Source organism: Streptomyces sp. NPDC006134 (genome assembly GCF_040628835.1).
Classification (GTDB): domain Bacteria; phylum Actinomycetota; class Actinomycetes; order Streptomycetales; family Streptomycetaceae; genus Streptomyces.
The window spans coordinates 118,945-133,829 of sequence record NZ_JBEXTV010000017.1 but is presented as its reverse complement, the minus strand read 5'-3'; the positions used below and the strand labels follow the sequence as shown (position 1 = coordinate 133,829).

Genomic DNA, 14,885 nt, shown 5'->3' with positions numbered 1-14,885 from the left:
GTCAGGCTGTCCTCCGCACCCTCGGGACCCACCGGAACCAGCGCCTTGGGCAGGGTGTCGGTGTAGGGCCGCAGGCGCCGTCCGGCACCAGCCGCCAGCACGAGGCCGATCATGCGGGTTCTCCTTCGTCGTGTACGGCGGGTGCGCCGCCCTTGTGGGCGGCCACCCAGAAGCGGATGCTCTCGACGAGCACCACGAGGGCGACGGCCACGGCGAGGACCGTGAGCGCGACCTTGAACTGCGAGGCGGTGAGCAGGACGGCCAGCACGGCGACCAGCAGCGTGCGGCCCTCGTGGCCTCCGATCGCCCGCACCAGCCAGTGCGGGGGCGCACCCGCGTTGCCGCGGATGCGGTAGACCGTGTCGTAGTGATGGTAGGCGACCGCCGCGACCAGCCCGAACGCCGCCGGAAGCACCCCGTTCACCGCCGTGTCCGCCTCCGCCTTCGCCGCGAGCAGCAGGACGGTGCCGTACTCGGCGGCGCGCAGGAACGGGGGGACGAGCCAGTCGAGGGAGCCCTTGAGCGGGCGGGCGACGGCGAGGCCGGAGGTCAGGGCGTAGCCGGCGGCGGCGACGGCGGGCCAGGGGCTGCCGAAGCCGGTGAGGGCCGCGGTGGCGGTGACCGCGAGGCCGCCGAGCAGGGCGACGACGGGGGCCGTGAGGGCGGGCAGGCGGCGCGCGGGGTTCCTGAAGGCCGCCGCGAGGCCCCGGGCGAGCGGCCCGGAGTCGGCGAGGTCGGCCAGCGCCCCGGCCGCCCGGTCCGTCCGCCGCGCCGTGCGGGTCAGCGAGCGCAGGACGCGGCCCGCCGTGGTGTACGTGGCGGCGAAGGCGCAGCCGATGAGCAGGGCGTAGAAGGTGATGCGAGAGGTGGTGGCCGCCGTCAGGACGGCGATCATGGCCCAGCGTTCGCCGATCGGCAGGACGATCATCCGGCGCACCCAGACCGTCCAGCCGACGCTGTCGAGCTTGTCGGACAGGGCGGCGGTGGGGCTGGTGTTGGCGGTGGCGTCGTGGTTGGCCTCGTTGAAGGAGAAGTCCACGACGTGCCGGCAGGTCTGCAGGACCATCGCGCCGAGGGCGAGGGCCCACACGTCGTCGCCGCCGCGGGCGGCCCCGAGGGCGAGGCCGGCGTAGTAGGCGTACTCCTTGGCGCGGTCGAAGGTGGCGTCGAGCCAGGCGCCGAGGGTGGAGTACTGCAGGGAGTAGCGGGCGAGCTGGCCGTCGGTGCAGTCCAGCACGAAGGAGAGGAGCAGCAGCAGGCCGGCGGCGGCGAATCCGCCGCGGGTGCCGGTGGCCGCGCAGCCCGCCGCGATCAGCGCGGTGAGCAGGGAGGCGGTCGTGACCTGGTTGGGGGTCAGGCCGCGGCGGGCGCACCAGCGGGCGAGGTAGCGGGAGTAGGGGCTGATGAAGAAGGTGGTGAAAAAGCCGTCGCGGGCCTTCACGGCCGACTTCAGGCGGACGGCCTCGTCATCGACGGCGGTGACGGCCTGCCGTGCCTCGTTGCGGGCCTGCGGGCCGTCGGGGACGACGGCGACGAGGGTGCCGAGCTCGGGCCGGTGCACGTCGGCGCCGTCGGCGTCGAGGGCGTCCGCGACGCGGTCGGCGAGGCTGTCGACGGCCGTGCGGGCACCGCCCTGCTCCGGCGCGGCCGGAAGTCCGGGAGAGGTTCCGCCGCCGGCGGTGCTTTCGCGGGCGATCGCGCGGGTCAGGCCCAGGCGGCCGGCCGGCTGGGCGGTCACGGCGCCGGGGATGGCGGCGAGCGGGAAGCGGGGGTCGGTCAGGCCGAGGCGCAGGGCGTGCAGGTGGCCCACGAAGCGGGCGTCGACCAGCGCGACCCGCTCCCCGCACGGGACCGCGGCCAGCAGGGCCTCGGCCTCGGCGGCGTCGGCGGCGGTGCGTACATCGAAGCCGAGCGACCGCAGATCGCCCTCGATCGACGAACCGGGGACCGGCTGACCGGTGAGGATGGCGGTCGACAACCGAAACTCACTCCCTGGGTGCCGACACCTGGGCGCGTCGGGCATGTGCGTGATGGGGGTACCCGGGCCTGCGGCTCCCGGGCGGCATGTCGGCAGAGGTTATCGGATGACCAGAACGCCGCGTTCACCGCCTGTTTCTCGGCCGGCCAACGCGGCGTGCGCACACCTTTGCCGCCGTCATCATCAGGGATGCGGGGTCCGGCCCACAAACCGCCCTACCAGAACGGGCATCGGCGACATATCAGCGGTATCGCGCACACAAGCGTGCTTCGGGGCGCGCCGCGCGGCTCACGGACGGGGCGGCGCGCGGACCGGTCGGCACGGTCGGCACGGGGTGCGCCGAACGGCCGGAGAGCGGCTGCGGCACTCGGGGCCCGCGGCGCGCCCACGGCACGCTCACCGATCACTCCAGCGCTCTGACCTGCACAGCGTTTACGCAGGTCAGAGCCAATGACAACGGTGTTCAGTGCCGCGTTGCGGATACCCCCCACCCGTAGTTCACTGTGATCCCGACGGACCAAGGAAAGGCGGCTTTCATGGGGGCTGGGCACGATCACGGGCACGCGCACGGCGCGCCCGCCGGCGGTACGGCGACCGCCGCGTACCGCGGCAGGCTGCGCATGGCGCTGTCGATCACGCTCACCGTCATGGTCGTCGAGATCGTCGGCGGGGTGCTCGCGGACTCGCTCGCGCTCGTCGCCGACGCGGCGCACATGGCGACGGACGCCCTGGGGCTCGGCATGGCGCTGCTCGCGATCCACTTCGCGGCCCGCCCGCCGAGCGAACGGCGCACCTTCGGGTACGCCCGCGCGGAGATCCTCGCCGCGCTGGCCAACTGCCTGCTGCTGCTCGGGGCCGGCGGTTACGTCCTGTTCGAGGCGGTCGAGCGGTTCGTCACACCGGCCGCCACCGAGGGCGGGCTGACCGTCGTCTTCGGCGCGGTGGGCCTGGTGGCGAACACGGTGTCGCTGATGCTGCTGATGCGGGGACAGCGGGAGAGCCTGAACGTGCGCGGGGCGTTCCTGGAGGTGGCGGCGGACGCCCTGGGCTCGGTCGCGGTCATCGTCTCCGCCCTGGTGATCCTGGCCACCGGCTGGCAGGCCGCCGACCCGGTCGCCTCGCTCGTCATCGGCCTGATGATCGTCCCGCGCACCTGGCGGCTGCTGCGCGAGACCCTGGACGTGCTGCTGGAGGCGGCCCCCAAGGGCGTCGACATGGCGGAGGTGAGGGCGCACATACTGGCGCTCGACGGCGTGGAGGACGTGCACGACCTGCACGCCTGGACGATCACCTCGGGCATGCCGGTGCTCTCCGCGCACGTGGTGGTCAGCTCCGAGGTGCTCACCGGGATCGGGCACGAGAAGATGCTCCACGAGCTCCAGGGCTGCCTGGGCGACCACTTCGACGTGGAGCACTGCACCTTCCAGCTGGAGCCCGGCGGACACGCGGAGCACGAGGCACGCCTGTGCCACTAGGACCTGCCGCACGCCTGTGCACCCCCGTGCACCCCGGTCCCGGGTGATTCCCTCTTCGCGGTGCCGGGCACGATCACCTACCGGGCCCCTCCACGGCGTCCGGCCGGCGGTGTCCGCGGGTCCTCGTGCTCCCGCGCCCGGGACATGCGGACGCGCCGGAAGCGCCGGGAGTGCCGGATCCGTACGGCAGACTGGGGCGCGAGGACCGATACGAAGGATGGGTATGCCGATCACACCTGCCGGCGCGGCGCACGACGCGCCGAACGGCACCGCGGACGCGATTTTGCTGGAACTGGTCGACGAGAAGGGCGTCACGATCGGCACCGCGGAGAAGCTCACCGCGCACCAGCCGCCGGGGCAGCTGCACCGCGCGTTCTCCGTGTTCCTCTTCGACGAGCAGGGCCGGCTGCTGCTGCAGCAGCGGGCGCTCGGCAAGTACCACTCCCCCGGTGTGTGGTCCAACACCTGCTGCGGTCACCCCTACCCCGGCGAGGCTCCCTTCGCGGCGGCGGCCCGGCGGACGTACGAGGAGCTCGGCGTCTCCCCGGCGCTGCTCGCCGAGGCGGGCACGGTGCGCTACAACCACCCGGACCCGGCCTCGGGGCTGGTGGAGCAGGAGTACAACCACCTCTTCGTCGGCCTGGTGCAGGCCCCGCTCGCGCCCGACGCCCAGGAGGTGGCGGCGACGGCCTACGTGACCGCGGCCGAGCTGGCCGAGCGGCATGCGAAGGACACCTTCTCGGCGTGGTTCATGACCGTGCTGGACGCGGCCCGGCCCGCGATCCGGGAGCTGACGGGCCCGTCCGCCGGCTGGTGAGCCGCCCTACGGCAGCCGGCGGGCCGTGAGCGGCAGCGCGACCCAGATCACCTTGCCGCCGCTCGCCGTGCGGGCGACGTCGCAGACCCCGCCCGCCTCCTGGGCGATCTCGCGCACCAGGAGCAGGCCCCGCCCGCCGGTCCGGCCGTGGTCGGTCTCCAGGGCGGTGGGGCGGTAGGGGTGGTCGTCCTCCACGGACACCCGGACCCACTCGGGGCCGACCGCGACCTCCACGGCGAGCACCGGCGACAGCAGCGCCGCGTGCCGGACGGCGTTCGTGACCAGCTCCGAGACGATCACCAGCAGGCCGTGGGCCAGGTCGTCCGGGACCGGCACGCCCTGGCGCCGCAGCAGGTCCCGTACGGCGTGCCGGGCCTGCGGGACCGAGGCGTCGACGGTGGGGGCGGTGAACCGCCACACGCCTTCGTACGGCAGCGGGTCCGCGGGGCCGGGGTCCGTCCCGTCGCCGGATGCCGCTGGGCCGTCGGGGCGTGGGCCGGGCCCGCGCCCGTGGTCGTCCATGATCCGGTCGCCACCCTTGCGCTCGATTGTCACCACACCTTGAGTGTTGGCAACGAGCCGCTTTCCTCCGTGGATCTGTGCGCAAGTCGGCGGGTATCGAACGCTTCCGACCGCCTGCGTATGACCGGGGCTGTTGCAGGACCGTTCCTGCCCCGGTTGCGTCGCCTCGGCGAACTAGTCGGGTGGTACGGCCGGACCGGCGGTCCTCCCCCGCGCGCCGTCGCCGCCGTCGCCGTCACCGCCGTCGCCGGCGCCGTCGCGGCCGTCCGCGGTGAGCCGGTCGGAGACCATGCCGACGACGCGGCGGCCGCCGAACCCGGTGGCGATCAGTCCGAGGCCGTCGAAGAGCAGGGCGAGGGAGAAGAAGGTGCCGATGACGTACTGGCTGCCGCTCGGCCAGGAGATCAGGACGAGGACGCCCAGCAGCAGGTCGAAGGCGCCGACCAGGAGCGTCCAGCCGAACTGGGGGCCGCGCACCACCACGCTGCCGACCAGCCGGAAGAGACCGGCGGTGAGGAAGAGCAGGGCGGCGAACATGGTCAGCGCGACGGCGGCCTCGTCCGGCTTGAGGACGATCACCACGCCGGCGGCGATGTTGAGGGCCGCGACGATGACGCCCAGCCAGAGGAAGCTGGTGCCCCGGGACTGGACCGCGTGCAGCAGCCCCACGACGCCACCGGTCAGCAGCAGCCAGCCGAAGAGGAACATCGAGGTCAGCGTGGCGACGGCGGTGTAGACGAGCCCGACGAGCCCCGCGATCAGCAGGATCACGCCGAGGGCGGCGAGCCGGCCGAAGTCCCGGTTCAGCTTCGCCGCGCCGCCGCGGGACCTGGTCGACGTGGCCATCGGCGCCCTCCTCCAGCCTGTCACTCCGGCATGGCTCTCCCGCCGGGTCCCCTTCACCCGCCGGGTCGTAACGTCCGTCCCCGGGTCTGTGGCCGCAGGGCGCGGCCCGGTGGATAGCATCCGGCGCATGGAGCCCCGGCTGCTGCACAGCGTCACCGATTCGGTCGCCACCGTCGTCATCCGCCACCCGGCCAAACGCAACGCCATGACGGCCGCGATGTGGCGGGCGCTGCCGCCGCTCCTCGACGCGCTGGCGGCGGACCCGGCGGTACGGGTGCTGGTGCTGACCGGCGAGGGCGGGACGTTCTGCGCCGGGGCGGACATCGCGGCCCTTCAGGACGGTGCGGAGGAGACCCAGGGGCTGGCGGTGGCCGCCGAGGAGGCGCTGGCCGCGTTCCCCAAGCCGACGCTGGCCGTGGTGCGCGGGCACTGCGTGGGCGGCGGGACGCAGCTGGCGGCCGCCTGTGATCTGCGGTTCGCGCAGGAGGACGCGCTGTTCGGGGTGACGCCGGCCAGGCTGGGGGTCGTCTATCCGGCGTCGGCCACCCGGCGGCTGGTGGCGCTGGTGGGGCCGGCCACCGCCAAGTACCTGCTGTTCTCGGGCGAGTCGATCGACGCGCGGCGGGCGCTGCGGACGGGGCTGGTCGACGAGGTGCTGCCCGAGGGGGAACTGGACGGGCGGGTCGCGGAGTTCACGCGGGTGCTGGTGTCCCGCTCGCAGCTGACGCAGGCCGCGGCGAAGGAGTTCGCGGACGGCCGCACGGACCGTGACGCGTACTGGGCCGCGCAGGCACGCGCGAGCGGCGACACCGCGGAGGGCGCCGCCGCGTTCCTTCAGCGCAGGCGGCCGCGCTTCACCTGGAGCGCGCCTACCTCAGGATGAAGCGGCTGCGGCTGCGGAGCTCCTCCACGAGGTGCGCGGGGGCCTTTTGCGGGGAGCCCGCGTCGTAGGGCGGCTGCGGGTCGTACTCGGTGATCAGCTGGACGGCCCGGGCCTGGTCGTCGCCGGCGATGCGGCCGAGCAGGGTGAGGCCCATGTCGATGCCGGAGGAGACGCCGGCGGCGGTGACGTACTTGCCGTCGGTGACGACCCGCTCCTCCGCCGGATCGGCGCCGTGGCGCTTCAGCTGGTCCAGGGCCAGCCAGTGGGAGGTCGCGCGCCGGCCCGTGAGCAGTCCGGCGGCGGCGAGCAGCAGGGAGCCGGTGCACACCGACGTCGTCCAGGTGCTGGTGGCGTCGGCGGCGCGCAGCCAGTCCAGGAGCGCGGTGTTCTCCATCTGCGGGGTCTGGCCGGGGCCGCCGGGGACGACCACGATGTCGGGGGCCGGCACCTCGGCCAGGGTCCGGTCGGCGACGAGGGCCAGGGTGCCGGTGTCGGTGCGTACGGGGCCGGTCTCCTCGGCGACGAAGACGGTCTCGGCGTCCGGGAGGCGGCCGAGCGTCTCGTAGGGGCCCACGGCGTCGAGGGCGGTGAAGCGGTCGTAGAGGACGATCGCGATCTGCATCGGTCTCCTTCGGTGGTGGTCGGCGGTGGTCGATGGGGGGTCAGTGGGCGGCCGCGGGGCGGAATCTGCGGCGGTACTCGGCGGGGGCCGTGCCCAGGGCCTTGACGAAGGCGCGGCGCATGGCCTCGGGGGTGCCGTAGCCGCTGGCACGGGAGATCTCCTCGACGCCGTCGGCGGTGTCCTCCAGGAGGCGGCGGGCGTGCTCCAGCCGGACCCGGTCGACGTACCGGCCCGGTGTCGTGCCGGTCTCCGCGCGAAAGGCACGGGCGAAGTGGCGGGGCGAGAGGCGGGCGCGGGCGGCGAGGGACTCGACGGTGAGGTCGGCCTCGGGGTGCTCGGTGATCCACTGCTGGACGTCCCGGAGCGGCTCGCGGCGTGCGGTCTGGGTGGCGAGCTGGGCGCTGAACTGGGCCTGGTTGCCGGGACGGCGCAGGAACACCACCAGGTGGCGGGCGATGGCGAGGGCGGTGTCGCGGCCCAGGTCCTCCTCGACCAGGGCGAGGGCGAGGTCGATGCCGGCGGTGACGCCGGCCGAGGTGGCGACGTGCCCGTCGCGCACGTAGACGGGGTCGGGGTCGACCTCGACGGCGGGATGGTCGCGGGCCAGCTTGGCGCAGTACGCCCAGTGGGTCGTGGCACGGCGGCCGTCCAGGAGGCCGGCCTCGGCGAGCAGGATCGCGCCGGTGCACACGGAGACCAGGCGGGGGGCGCGCGGTCCGTGGGCGCGCACCCAGTCGACCAGGCGCGGGTCGAGGCGGCGGGTGCCCTGCCCGCCGGGGACGAGCAGGGTGTGCGGGCGGGGAGCGCCGTCGAGAGACCGGTCGGGGACGAGCGTCAGCCCGCTGGAGGTGCGCACGGGAGCGCCGTCGAGGGAGGCGGTGCGGATCCGGTACGTCCCCGGGTGGCGCGTCTCCGCACCGGCGAAGACCTCCACGGGGCCGCTCACATCGAGGCTCTGTACGCCGTCGAAGAGGACGACGAGGACGGTGCGCTGCGTCATGCCGTCGATTCTTCGGCGGGCGCGGGATGGCTGCAATGACGAGCAGCCCACCTTTTCTGCCATGGCACCGTCATGGCCGTCCCGCACCTGGAGGGACGTACCAAGCGGTTGGTAACGTGCCCGGCATGACGACTGCCGCCCTGGAGCCGCACGCCGGCCGCCGCTGCCACAACGCGCTCAACACCCTGCACTCGACGCTCTACTTCTCGCCGGACCTGGCACGGGAGCTGGGTGCCCTCGGGATCACCGACCCCCGGGCCGTCAACTTCGCGGTGCGTGCGGCGGCGCTGGGCCCGGTCGGGGCGGGCACCGTCACGGCGGCGTTCTACAACTACAAGCACGAGCTCGTGGCCCGGCACGTGCCCGCGGTGTGGCGGAGCGCCGCTCCGGAGCAGGTCCTGGCCGCGCGCCTGCGCGCCGTCGACGCCACGCTGCGCCGTCTGCTGGGAGAAGAGGCCGTGGCCTGCGAGGAGATGGCGGAGGCGGCGCGGCTGGCGCTGCGGGCCGCCGAGGGGTGTGCGCGCAGCGCCCGGCCGCTGTACTCCGCCCACGCCGACCTCCCCGTCCCCGAGGAGCCGCACCTCGCGCTGTGGCATGCCGCGACCCTGCTGCGCGAGCACCGGGGCGACGGGCACCTCGCCGTGCTGATGGGCGCGGAACTGGACGGTCTGGAGGCGGTGGTGACCCACACCGCGACCGGCAAGGGCCTGGCACCGAAGTGGGTGCTCACCACCCGTGGCTGGACGCGGGAGGACTGGGACGCCGCGGTCGCCCGGCTGCGGGAGCGCGGTCTGCTCGACGGCGCCGGCGAGCTGACCGAGCGGGGCGTCGCGCTGCGCGAGGAGATCGAGCGGGAGACGGACCGGCTGGACGCCGCCCCGTACGCGCGTCTGGGCGCGGACGGTGTCGCGCGCCTGACCGGGATCGCGGCGGGGTTCGCGCGCACCGCGGCCGGCGCCGGCGCCTTCCCCGCTGACCTGCGCGGCAAGGGCTGAGACGGCGCGCGGGGCATACGGGGCGCATGCACGGCCGGTGACGAGGTACCCGCTTCCTCCCGGCCACAGCGGCCGGGAGACGAAGGGGAGGTACTCCGTGTTCCGTGCCATCGCAGACGTGCTGCGCCAGATCGGCGGCGCCGTCGCCACCGTCGTGACGCTGCCCTTCCGGGCCCTGGCCCGGCTCTTCGGCGGAGCGTCGTCCACCACCCGCAGCCGCCGGGCCTGACCCCCGCCCGGCCCGGGCCCGCCGGGCCCGGTTCCGCTGCGGGCCGGACCCGCCGTGCGCCTCCCTGATCCCCGGTTGTCGGTGCCGCCTGCCACAATTGCCGCGCAACCTCAGTGAGAAGGCGGTACGGGATCGTGACGACACCCGGGTCCAGCGGATCCATCGCAGCGGGATCCATCGAAGGCAGGATCGCCGAGGAGCTCGGCGTACGGGAGCGGCAGGTGAAGGCCGCGGTCGAGCTGCTCGACGGCGGCTCGACGGTGCCCTTCATCGCCCGCTACCGCAAGGAAGCGACCGAGATGCTCGACGACGCGCAGCTGCGCACGATCGAGGAGCGGCTGCGCTACCTGCGGGAGCTGGAGGAGCGGCGGACGGCGATCCTGGAGTCGGTGCGCGAGCAGGGCAAGCTCACCGAGGAGCTGGAGGCCCGCATCCGGGGCGCGCAGACCAAGGCGCGCCTGGAGGACATCTACCTGCCGTACAAGCCCAAGCGGCGTACGAAGGCGCAGATCGCGCGGGAGGCGGGGCTGGAGCCGCTGGCCGAGGGGCTGCTCGCCGACCCGTCCGTCGAGCCGCTCGCCGCGGCGTCCGCGTTCGTCGACGCGGACAAGGGCGTGGCCGATCCGCAGGCCGCCCTCGACGGGGCGCGGGCCATCCTGACCGAGAAGTTCTCCGAGGACGCCGACCTGATCGGCGAGCTGCGCGAGCGGATGTGGACGCGCGGGCGGCTGGTGGCCAGGGTGCGGGAGGGCAAGGAGGAGGCGGGCGCCAAGTTCGCCGACTACTTCGACTTCGCCGAGCCGTTCACCGAGCTGCCCTCGCACCGGATCCTCGCCCTGTTGCGCGGCGAGAAGGAGGAGGTGCTCGACCTCGTCCTGGAGCCGGAGGAGCCGGACGGCGCCCCGGCGGGCCGGTCGTCGCACGAGGGGATCATCGCGGGCCGGTTCGGCATCGCCGACCGCGGGCGCCCCGCCGACACATGGCTGGGCGACACCGTCCGCTGGGCCTGGCGCACCCGCATCCTGGTCCACCTCGGCATCGACATCCGGCTGCGGCTGCGCACCACCGCCGAGGACGAGGCGGTGAACGTGTTCGCGGCCAACCTGCGCGACCTGCTGCTCGCCGCCCCGGCCGGCACCCGCGCCACGCTGGGCCTCGACCCCGGCTTCCGTACGGGCGTGAAGGTCGCCGTGGTCGACGCGACCGGCAAGGTGGTGGCGACGGACGTCGTCCACCCGCACGTGCCCGCCAACCGGTGGGACGAGGCGATCGCGAAGCTGGCGCGGCTGGCGAAGGAGCACGCGGTCGAGCTGGTCGCGATCGGCAACGGCACCGCGTCCCGGGAGACGGACAAGCTCGCCGGTGAGCTGATCGCGAAGCACCCGGAGCTGAAGCTCACCAAGGTGATGGTCTCCGAGGCGGGCGCCTCCGTGTACTCGGCCTCGGCCTTCGCCTCGCAGGAACTGCCGGAGCTGGACGTGTCGCTGCGCGGCGCGGTGTCGATCGCCCGCCGGCTGCAGGACCCGCTGGCGGAGCTGGTGAAGATCGACCCGAAGTCGATCGGGGTCGGCCAGTACCAGCACGACCTGTCCGAGGTGAAGCTGTCGCGGTCGCTGGACGCGGTGGTCGAGGACTGTGTGAACGGCGTGGGTGTGGACGTCAACACGGCCTCCGCACCGCTGCTCGCCCGGGTCTCCGGCATCACCTCCGGCCTGGCGGAGAACATCGTGGCGCACCGGGACGCCAACGGGCCGTTCCGGTCGCGCTCCGAGCTGAAGAAGGTGCCGCGGCTGGGCCCGAAGGCGTTCGAGCAGTGCGCGGGCTTCCTGCGCATCCGCGGCGGCGACGATCCGCTGGACGCGTCCAGCGTGCATCCCGAGGCGTATCCGGTGGTGCGGCGGATGGTGAAGACCACCGGGCAGGAGGTCGCCTCCCTCATCGGCAACACCGGGGTGCTGCGGTCGCTGCGCCCGCAGGACTTCGTGGACGAGAAGTTCGGTCTGCCGACCGTCACCGACATCCTCAGGGAGCTGGAGAAGCCGGGGCGCGACCCGCGGCCCGCGTTCAAGACCGCTTCCTTCAAGGAGGGCGTGGAGAAGATCTCCGACCTCGCCGCCGGGATGGTCCTGGAAGGGGTCGTCACGAACGTCGCGGCGTTCGGGGCGTTCGTGGACGTCGGGGTGCACCAGGACGGACTGGTGCACGTGTCGGCCATGTCGAAGACGTTCGTGAAGGACCCGCGGGACGTGGTGAAGCCCGGGGACATCGTCAAGGTGAAGGTCCTCGACGTCGACATCCCGCGCAAGCGGATCTCGCTGACGCTGCGGCTGGACGACGAGGCGGCCGCGAAGGGGCAGCAGGGACAGCAGCGTGAGCGCGGCGGGCGGCCCCCGCAGCAGCGCCGGCAGCAGGGGCAGGGGCAGGGACGGTCCGGGGGCAGGCCGCGGCAGGACCGGACGGCTCCGCCCGCCGGCGGCGCGATGGCCGACGCGCTGCGGCGGGCCGGCCTGGCGTGACGGGAGCGGCGCCGCCCGAGTGACGGAGTTCGGGCGGCCCGGCCGGCCTAGGGGGCTTCTGACGGATCTCCGTGGCGTCGCGACGCCCGGCACGCCCTCTCGCCGCACGGGACGGAGGGCCAGGTGGCTCCGCCACATGACCCGCCGCCCCGCACACCGAGAGCACGCACCGAACGCCGCTCCTTCTTCCACGGAGATCCGTCAGAAGCCCCCTAACGCTCCGTCACCTTGCCGTCCGCCACCTCCAGGCTGCGGGTCACCCGCACCGCGTCCAGCATCCGCCGGTCGTGGGTGACCAGCAGCAGGGTGCCCTCGTAGGCGTCCAGGGCCGACTCCAGCTGCTCGATCGCCGGGAGGTCGAGGTGGTTGGTCGGCTCGTCCAGGACCAGGAGGTTGACGCCCCGGCCCTGGAGCAGGGCGAGGGCGGCGCGGGTGCGTTCGCCCGGTGACAGGGTCGCGGCCGGGCGCAGGACGTGGTCCGCCTTGAGGCCGAACTTGGCCAGCAGGGTGCGGACCTCGGCGGGCTCGGTGCCGGGGACCGCGGCGCCGAACGCGTCCAGCAGGGATTCGGGCCCGTGGAACAGCTTGCGGGCCTGATCGACCTCGCCGAGCAGCACGCCCGAGCCGAGCGAGGCGTGCCCGGCGTCCAGCGGGACGCGGCCCAGGAGGGCGCCGAGCAGCGTGGACTTGCCCGCGCCGTTCGCCCCGGTCACCGCGACCCGGTCCGCCCAGTCGACCTGGAGGGTGACCGGGCCGAGGACGAAGTCCCCGCGGCGCACCTCGGCGTCGCGCAGGGCGGCGACCACCGCGCCCGAGCGCGGGGCCGACGCGATCTCCATGCGCAGCTCCCACTCCTTGCGCGGCTCCTCGACCGTCTCCAGGCGTTCGATCATGCGCTGGGTCTGGCGGGCCTTGGCGGCCTGCTTCTCGCTGGCCTCGCTGCGGAACTTGCGGCCGATCTTGTCGTTGTCGTTGCCCGCCTTGCGCCGGGCGTTCTTGACGCCCTTGTCCATCCAGGCGCGCTGCATCTGGGCCCGTTCCTGGAGGGCGGCGCGCTTGTCGGCGTACTCCTCGTACTCGTCGCGGGCGTGCCGGCGGGCCACCTCGCGCTCCTCCAGGTAGGCGTCGTAGCCACCGCCGTAGAGGTTGATCCGCTGCTGTGCCAGGTCGAGTTCGAGGACCTTGGTGACGGTGCGGGCGAGGAACTCGCGGTCGTGGCTGACGACGACCGTGCCGGCGCGCAGGCCGGCCACGAAGCGTTCGAGGCGCTCCAGGCCGTCCAGGTCGAGGTCGTTGGTCGGCTCGTCGAGCAGGAAGACGTCGTAGCGGGAGAGGAGGAGGGAGGCGAGGCCGGCGCGGGCGGCCTGGCCGCCGGACAGCGACGCCATCGGCTGGTCCAGGTCCACCGTGAGGCCGAGGGCGGCGGCGGTCTCCTCGGCGCGCTCGTCGAGGTCGGCGCCGCCGAGGGCCAGCCAGCGCTCCAGGCTCGTCGCGTACGCGTCGTCGGCACCGGGGGCGCCGTCGACCAGGGCCTGGGTGGCCTCGTCCATCGCCTGCTGGGCGTCGGTGACGCCGGTGCGGCGGGCGAGGAAGGCCCGGACGGTCTCGCCGGGCCGGCGCTCGGGTTCCTGCGGGAGGTGGCCGACGGTGGCGGTGGGCGGGGACAGGCGCAGCTCGCCCTGCTCGGGCGCGGTCAGCCCGGCGAGGATCCGCAGCAGCGTGGACTTGCCCGCGCCGTTGGCACCGACCAGCCCGATCACGTCGCCGGGCGCGACGACGAGGTCGAGCCCGGTGAACAGGGAGCGGTCGCCGTGGCCGGCGGCGAGGTTCTTGGCGACGAGGGTGGCAGTCATCAGACCGCCGATCCTAACGGCCGCCGCGCCGCCGCCCCGGTCCGGTTTCAGCGGGCGGCCGCGGAGGCGGTCAGCACGCTTCCCGAGGCCCGCGCCACGACGTACGACTCGCCCTTCACCGCCTTGGCGTCCAGCGGGATGCGGTGGCGGCCGGGCCCGAGGACGTCGTCGAAGACCTCGTGGACGCGGGCGCGGTTCAGGCGGTCGAGGCGGTACGCGGTGAGGCTGACCCGGCACGGGGAGGTCACCTCGACGTCCGCCGCGCCGCCGTCCACGGCCAGTGCGGTCAGGCGGCGCCGCTTTGCCGGGCCGCGGTCCAGGGCGTGTTCGATCTGGGCGACGAGCAGCGGGACGATCGGGGCGAGCCCGTCGACACAGGCCACCTCGGCCCCGGCGCGGGCGAAGGCGGCGCGGACGGCGGCGCGCCGCTCCTCGGGAACGGTGCGGCCGAAGGCGACGGCGTCGTAGCCGCGCAGTTCGCCGGCGGGGACGTCGTCGGCGTCGCGGGTGATGTCGGCGCCGATGCCGATGGTGCGCAGCGCGGCGGCGAGCTTGGCGAGCAGGGCGACGCGGGAGCCGATCAGCAGGACCCGGCGGCGCGGGGCCGTGACGGTGCCGTCGAGCAGGGAGGCGAGCGCGGCGCGGTAGGCGGGTCCGGAGAAGCGGTACGGGCCGATGCCGTGGTAGCCGTCGCGTTCCAGGTCGGCGTTCACGTCGGTCTGCCAGGCGAAGTCCCGCCATACGAAGACCTCGCCGCCTTCGCCGTCCTCGTCGCCCTCGCCGCCTCCGCCGCTCCCGCCCTCCCGCTCGATGACGGCGGTGACGGCCCCGCAGGCCAGGTCCGCGCACTCGGGACAGCCGTAGAGGATGTACCGGCCGCCGGGCAGCGGCGCCTCGGTCTCCAGGAGCAGGCCGCGGACCTGGGCGGCGAAGAGGGCGGGCGGGACGTCGGAGGCGAGCGGGGAGACGGCGTCCAGGTCGGCGAGCCGGAACAGCAGCGGGCGCCCGTCGACGATGAAGTCCAGGAAGTCGCGGTGGACCTGGTAGGCACCGTCGGCGAGGACGCCGCCGGCGCGCATCGCCGGTGCCAGGCCGAAGGTCGCGTACTCGGCAGCCATGCGGTGAGTATTCCCGCAGCGGGACGGACCT

At 74.2% G+C, this 14,885-nt stretch carries 14 protein-coding genes; 6 read left to right on the top strand and 8 right to left on the bottom strand.

The window, feature by feature from the left end:
* Positions 1 to 113: sugar phosphate nucleotidyltransferase (locus tag ABZ340_RS14115; protein WP_358782031.1), on the bottom strand; the 113-nt coding region annotated here is incomplete at its 3' end.
* A complete protein-coding gene (locus tag ABZ340_RS14110; RefSeq protein ID WP_358782017.1) occupies positions 110 to 1,978 on the bottom strand; it encodes a DUF5941 domain-containing protein in 1,869 nt (622 codons plus the stop codon). The genes ABZ340_RS14115 and ABZ340_RS14110, both read right to left, overlap by 4 nt.
* Before the next feature lie 536 nt (positions 1,979 to 2,514).
* Between ABZ340_RS14110 and ABZ340_RS14105 the strand changes: the two genes are divergently transcribed.
* Together ABZ340_RS14105 and idi are read left to right on the top strand one after the other, a co-directional pair.
* Entirely contained in the window at positions 2,515 to 3,453 is a 939-nt protein-coding gene (locus ABZ340_RS14105; RefSeq protein ID WP_358782016.1) for a cation diffusion facilitator family transporter, read from the top strand.
* Between the two features lie 223 nt (positions 3,454 to 3,676).
* Positions 3,677 to 4,270, top strand: a complete 594-nt coding sequence (gene idi, locus ABZ340_RS14100) for an isopentenyl-diphosphate Delta-isomerase (protein WP_358782015.1) — start codon at positions 3,677 to 3,679, stop codon at positions 4,268 to 4,270.
* 6 nt (positions 4,271 to 4,276) lie between these two features.
* Here idi and ABZ340_RS14095 read toward each other — a convergent pair whose 3' ends face one another.
* Positions 4,277 to 4,792 (bottom strand): ATP-binding protein, encoded by a 516-nt coding sequence (locus tag ABZ340_RS14095; protein ID WP_358782030.1) that lies wholly within the window; start codon positions 4,790 to 4,792, stop codon positions 4,277 to 4,279.
* Between the two features lie 174 nt (positions 4,793 to 4,966).
* A complete protein-coding gene (locus ABZ340_RS14090) occupies positions 4,967 to 5,638 on the bottom strand; it encodes a DUF308 domain-containing protein (RefSeq protein WP_358782014.1) in 672 nt (223 codons plus the stop codon).
* A gap of 127 nt (positions 5,639 to 5,765) precedes the next feature.
* Between ABZ340_RS14090 and ABZ340_RS14085 the strand changes: the two genes are divergently transcribed.
* Positions 5,766 to 6,521 carry an enoyl-CoA hydratase/isomerase family protein gene (locus ABZ340_RS14085; protein WP_358782013.1) on the top strand — a complete coding sequence of 252 codons (756 nt, stop codon included), beginning with the start codon at positions 5,766 to 5,768 and terminating at the stop codon, positions 6,519 to 6,521.
* On the opposite strand, the gene ABZ340_RS14080 is transcribed toward ABZ340_RS14085, so the two are convergent.
* Complete coding sequence (locus ABZ340_RS14080; RefSeq protein ID WP_358782012.1) at positions 6,508 to 7,143, bottom strand: DJ-1/PfpI family protein; 636 nt, start codon at positions 7,141 to 7,143, stop codon at positions 6,508 to 6,510. The genes ABZ340_RS14085 and ABZ340_RS14080 overlap by 14 nt on opposite strands.
* A 40-nt stretch (positions 7,144 to 7,183) precedes the next feature.
* Entirely contained in the window at positions 7,184 to 8,143 is a 960-nt protein-coding gene (locus tag ABZ340_RS14075; protein ID WP_358782011.1) for a GlxA family transcriptional regulator, read from the bottom strand.
* A gap of 125 nt (positions 8,144 to 8,268) precedes the next feature.
* Here ABZ340_RS14075 and ABZ340_RS14070 point away from each other — a divergent pair, with 125 nt between their 5' ends.
* The 3 genes from ABZ340_RS14070 (at position 8,269) to ABZ340_RS14060 (ending at position 11,883) form a co-directional block, all read left to right on the top strand.
* A complete protein-coding gene (locus tag ABZ340_RS14070; RefSeq protein ID WP_358782010.1) occupies positions 8,269 to 9,138 on the top strand; it encodes a hypothetical protein in 870 nt (289 codons plus the stop codon).
* 97 nt (positions 9,139 to 9,235) lie between these two features.
* Positions 9,236 to 9,367 carry an LPFR motif small protein gene (locus ABZ340_RS14065; protein ID WP_358782009.1) on the top strand — a complete coding sequence of 44 codons (132 nt, stop codon included), beginning with the start codon at positions 9,236 to 9,238 and terminating at the stop codon, positions 9,365 to 9,367.
* 134 nt (positions 9,368 to 9,501) lie between these two features.
* Positions 9,502 to 11,883: a Tex family protein gene (locus ABZ340_RS14060; protein ID WP_358782008.1), complete on the top strand. Its 2,382-nt coding sequence runs from the start codon at positions 9,502 to 9,504 to the stop codon at positions 11,881 to 11,883.
* A 212-nt stretch (positions 11,884 to 12,095) separates the two neighbouring features.
* On the opposite strand, the gene ABZ340_RS14055 is transcribed toward ABZ340_RS14060, so the two are convergent.
* Positions 12,096 to 13,736 carry an ABC-F family ATP-binding cassette domain-containing protein gene (locus tag ABZ340_RS14055; protein ID WP_358782007.1) on the bottom strand — a complete coding sequence of 547 codons (1,641 nt, stop codon included), beginning with the start codon at positions 13,734 to 13,736 and terminating at the stop codon, positions 12,096 to 12,098.
* Positions 13,737 to 13,783: 47 nt separating this feature from the next.
* Positions 13,784 to 14,854, bottom strand: a complete 1,071-nt coding sequence (locus ABZ340_RS14050; protein ID WP_358782006.1) for an oxidoreductase — start codon at positions 14,852 to 14,854, stop codon at positions 13,784 to 13,786.
* Between the last annotated feature and the right edge of the window lie 31 nt (positions 14,855 to 14,885).

Bases quoted from the DNA above. Each gene is read 5' to 3' on its own strand.
- ABZ340_RS14105 (WP_358782016.1), top strand. From the start codon at position 2,515: ATGGGGGCTGGGCACGATCACGGGCACGCGCACGGCGCGCCCGCCGGC.
- idi (WP_358782015.1), top strand. From the start codon at position 3,677: ATGCCGATCACACCTGCCGGCGCGGCGCACGACGCGCCGAACGGCACC.
- ABZ340_RS14095 (WP_358782030.1), bottom strand. From the start codon at position 4,792: ATGGACGACCACGGGCGCGGGCCCGGCCCACGCCCCGACGGCCCAGCG.
- ABZ340_RS14090 (WP_358782014.1), bottom strand. From the start codon at position 5,638: ATGGCCACGTCGACCAGGTCCCGCGGCGGCGCGGCGAAGCTGAACCGG.
- ABZ340_RS14085 (WP_358782013.1), top strand. From the start codon at position 5,766: ATGGAGCCCCGGCTGCTGCACAGCGTCACCGATTCGGTCGCCACCGTC.
- ABZ340_RS14080 (WP_358782012.1), bottom strand. From the start codon at position 7,143: ATGCAGATCGCGATCGTCCTCTACGACCGCTTCACCGCCCTCGACGCC.
- ABZ340_RS14075 (WP_358782011.1), bottom strand. From the start codon at position 8,143: ATGACGCAGCGCACCGTCCTCGTCGTCCTCTTCGACGGCGTACAGAGC.
- ABZ340_RS14070 (WP_358782010.1), top strand. From the start codon at position 8,269: ATGACGACTGCCGCCCTGGAGCCGCACGCCGGCCGCCGCTGCCACAAC.
- ABZ340_RS14055 (WP_358782007.1), bottom strand. From the start codon at position 13,736: ATGACTGCCACCCTCGTCGCCAAGAACCTCGCCGCCGGCCACGGCGAC.
- ABZ340_RS14050 (WP_358782006.1), bottom strand. From the start codon at position 14,854: ATGGCTGCCGAGTACGCGACCTTCGGCCTGGCACCGGCGATGCGCGCC.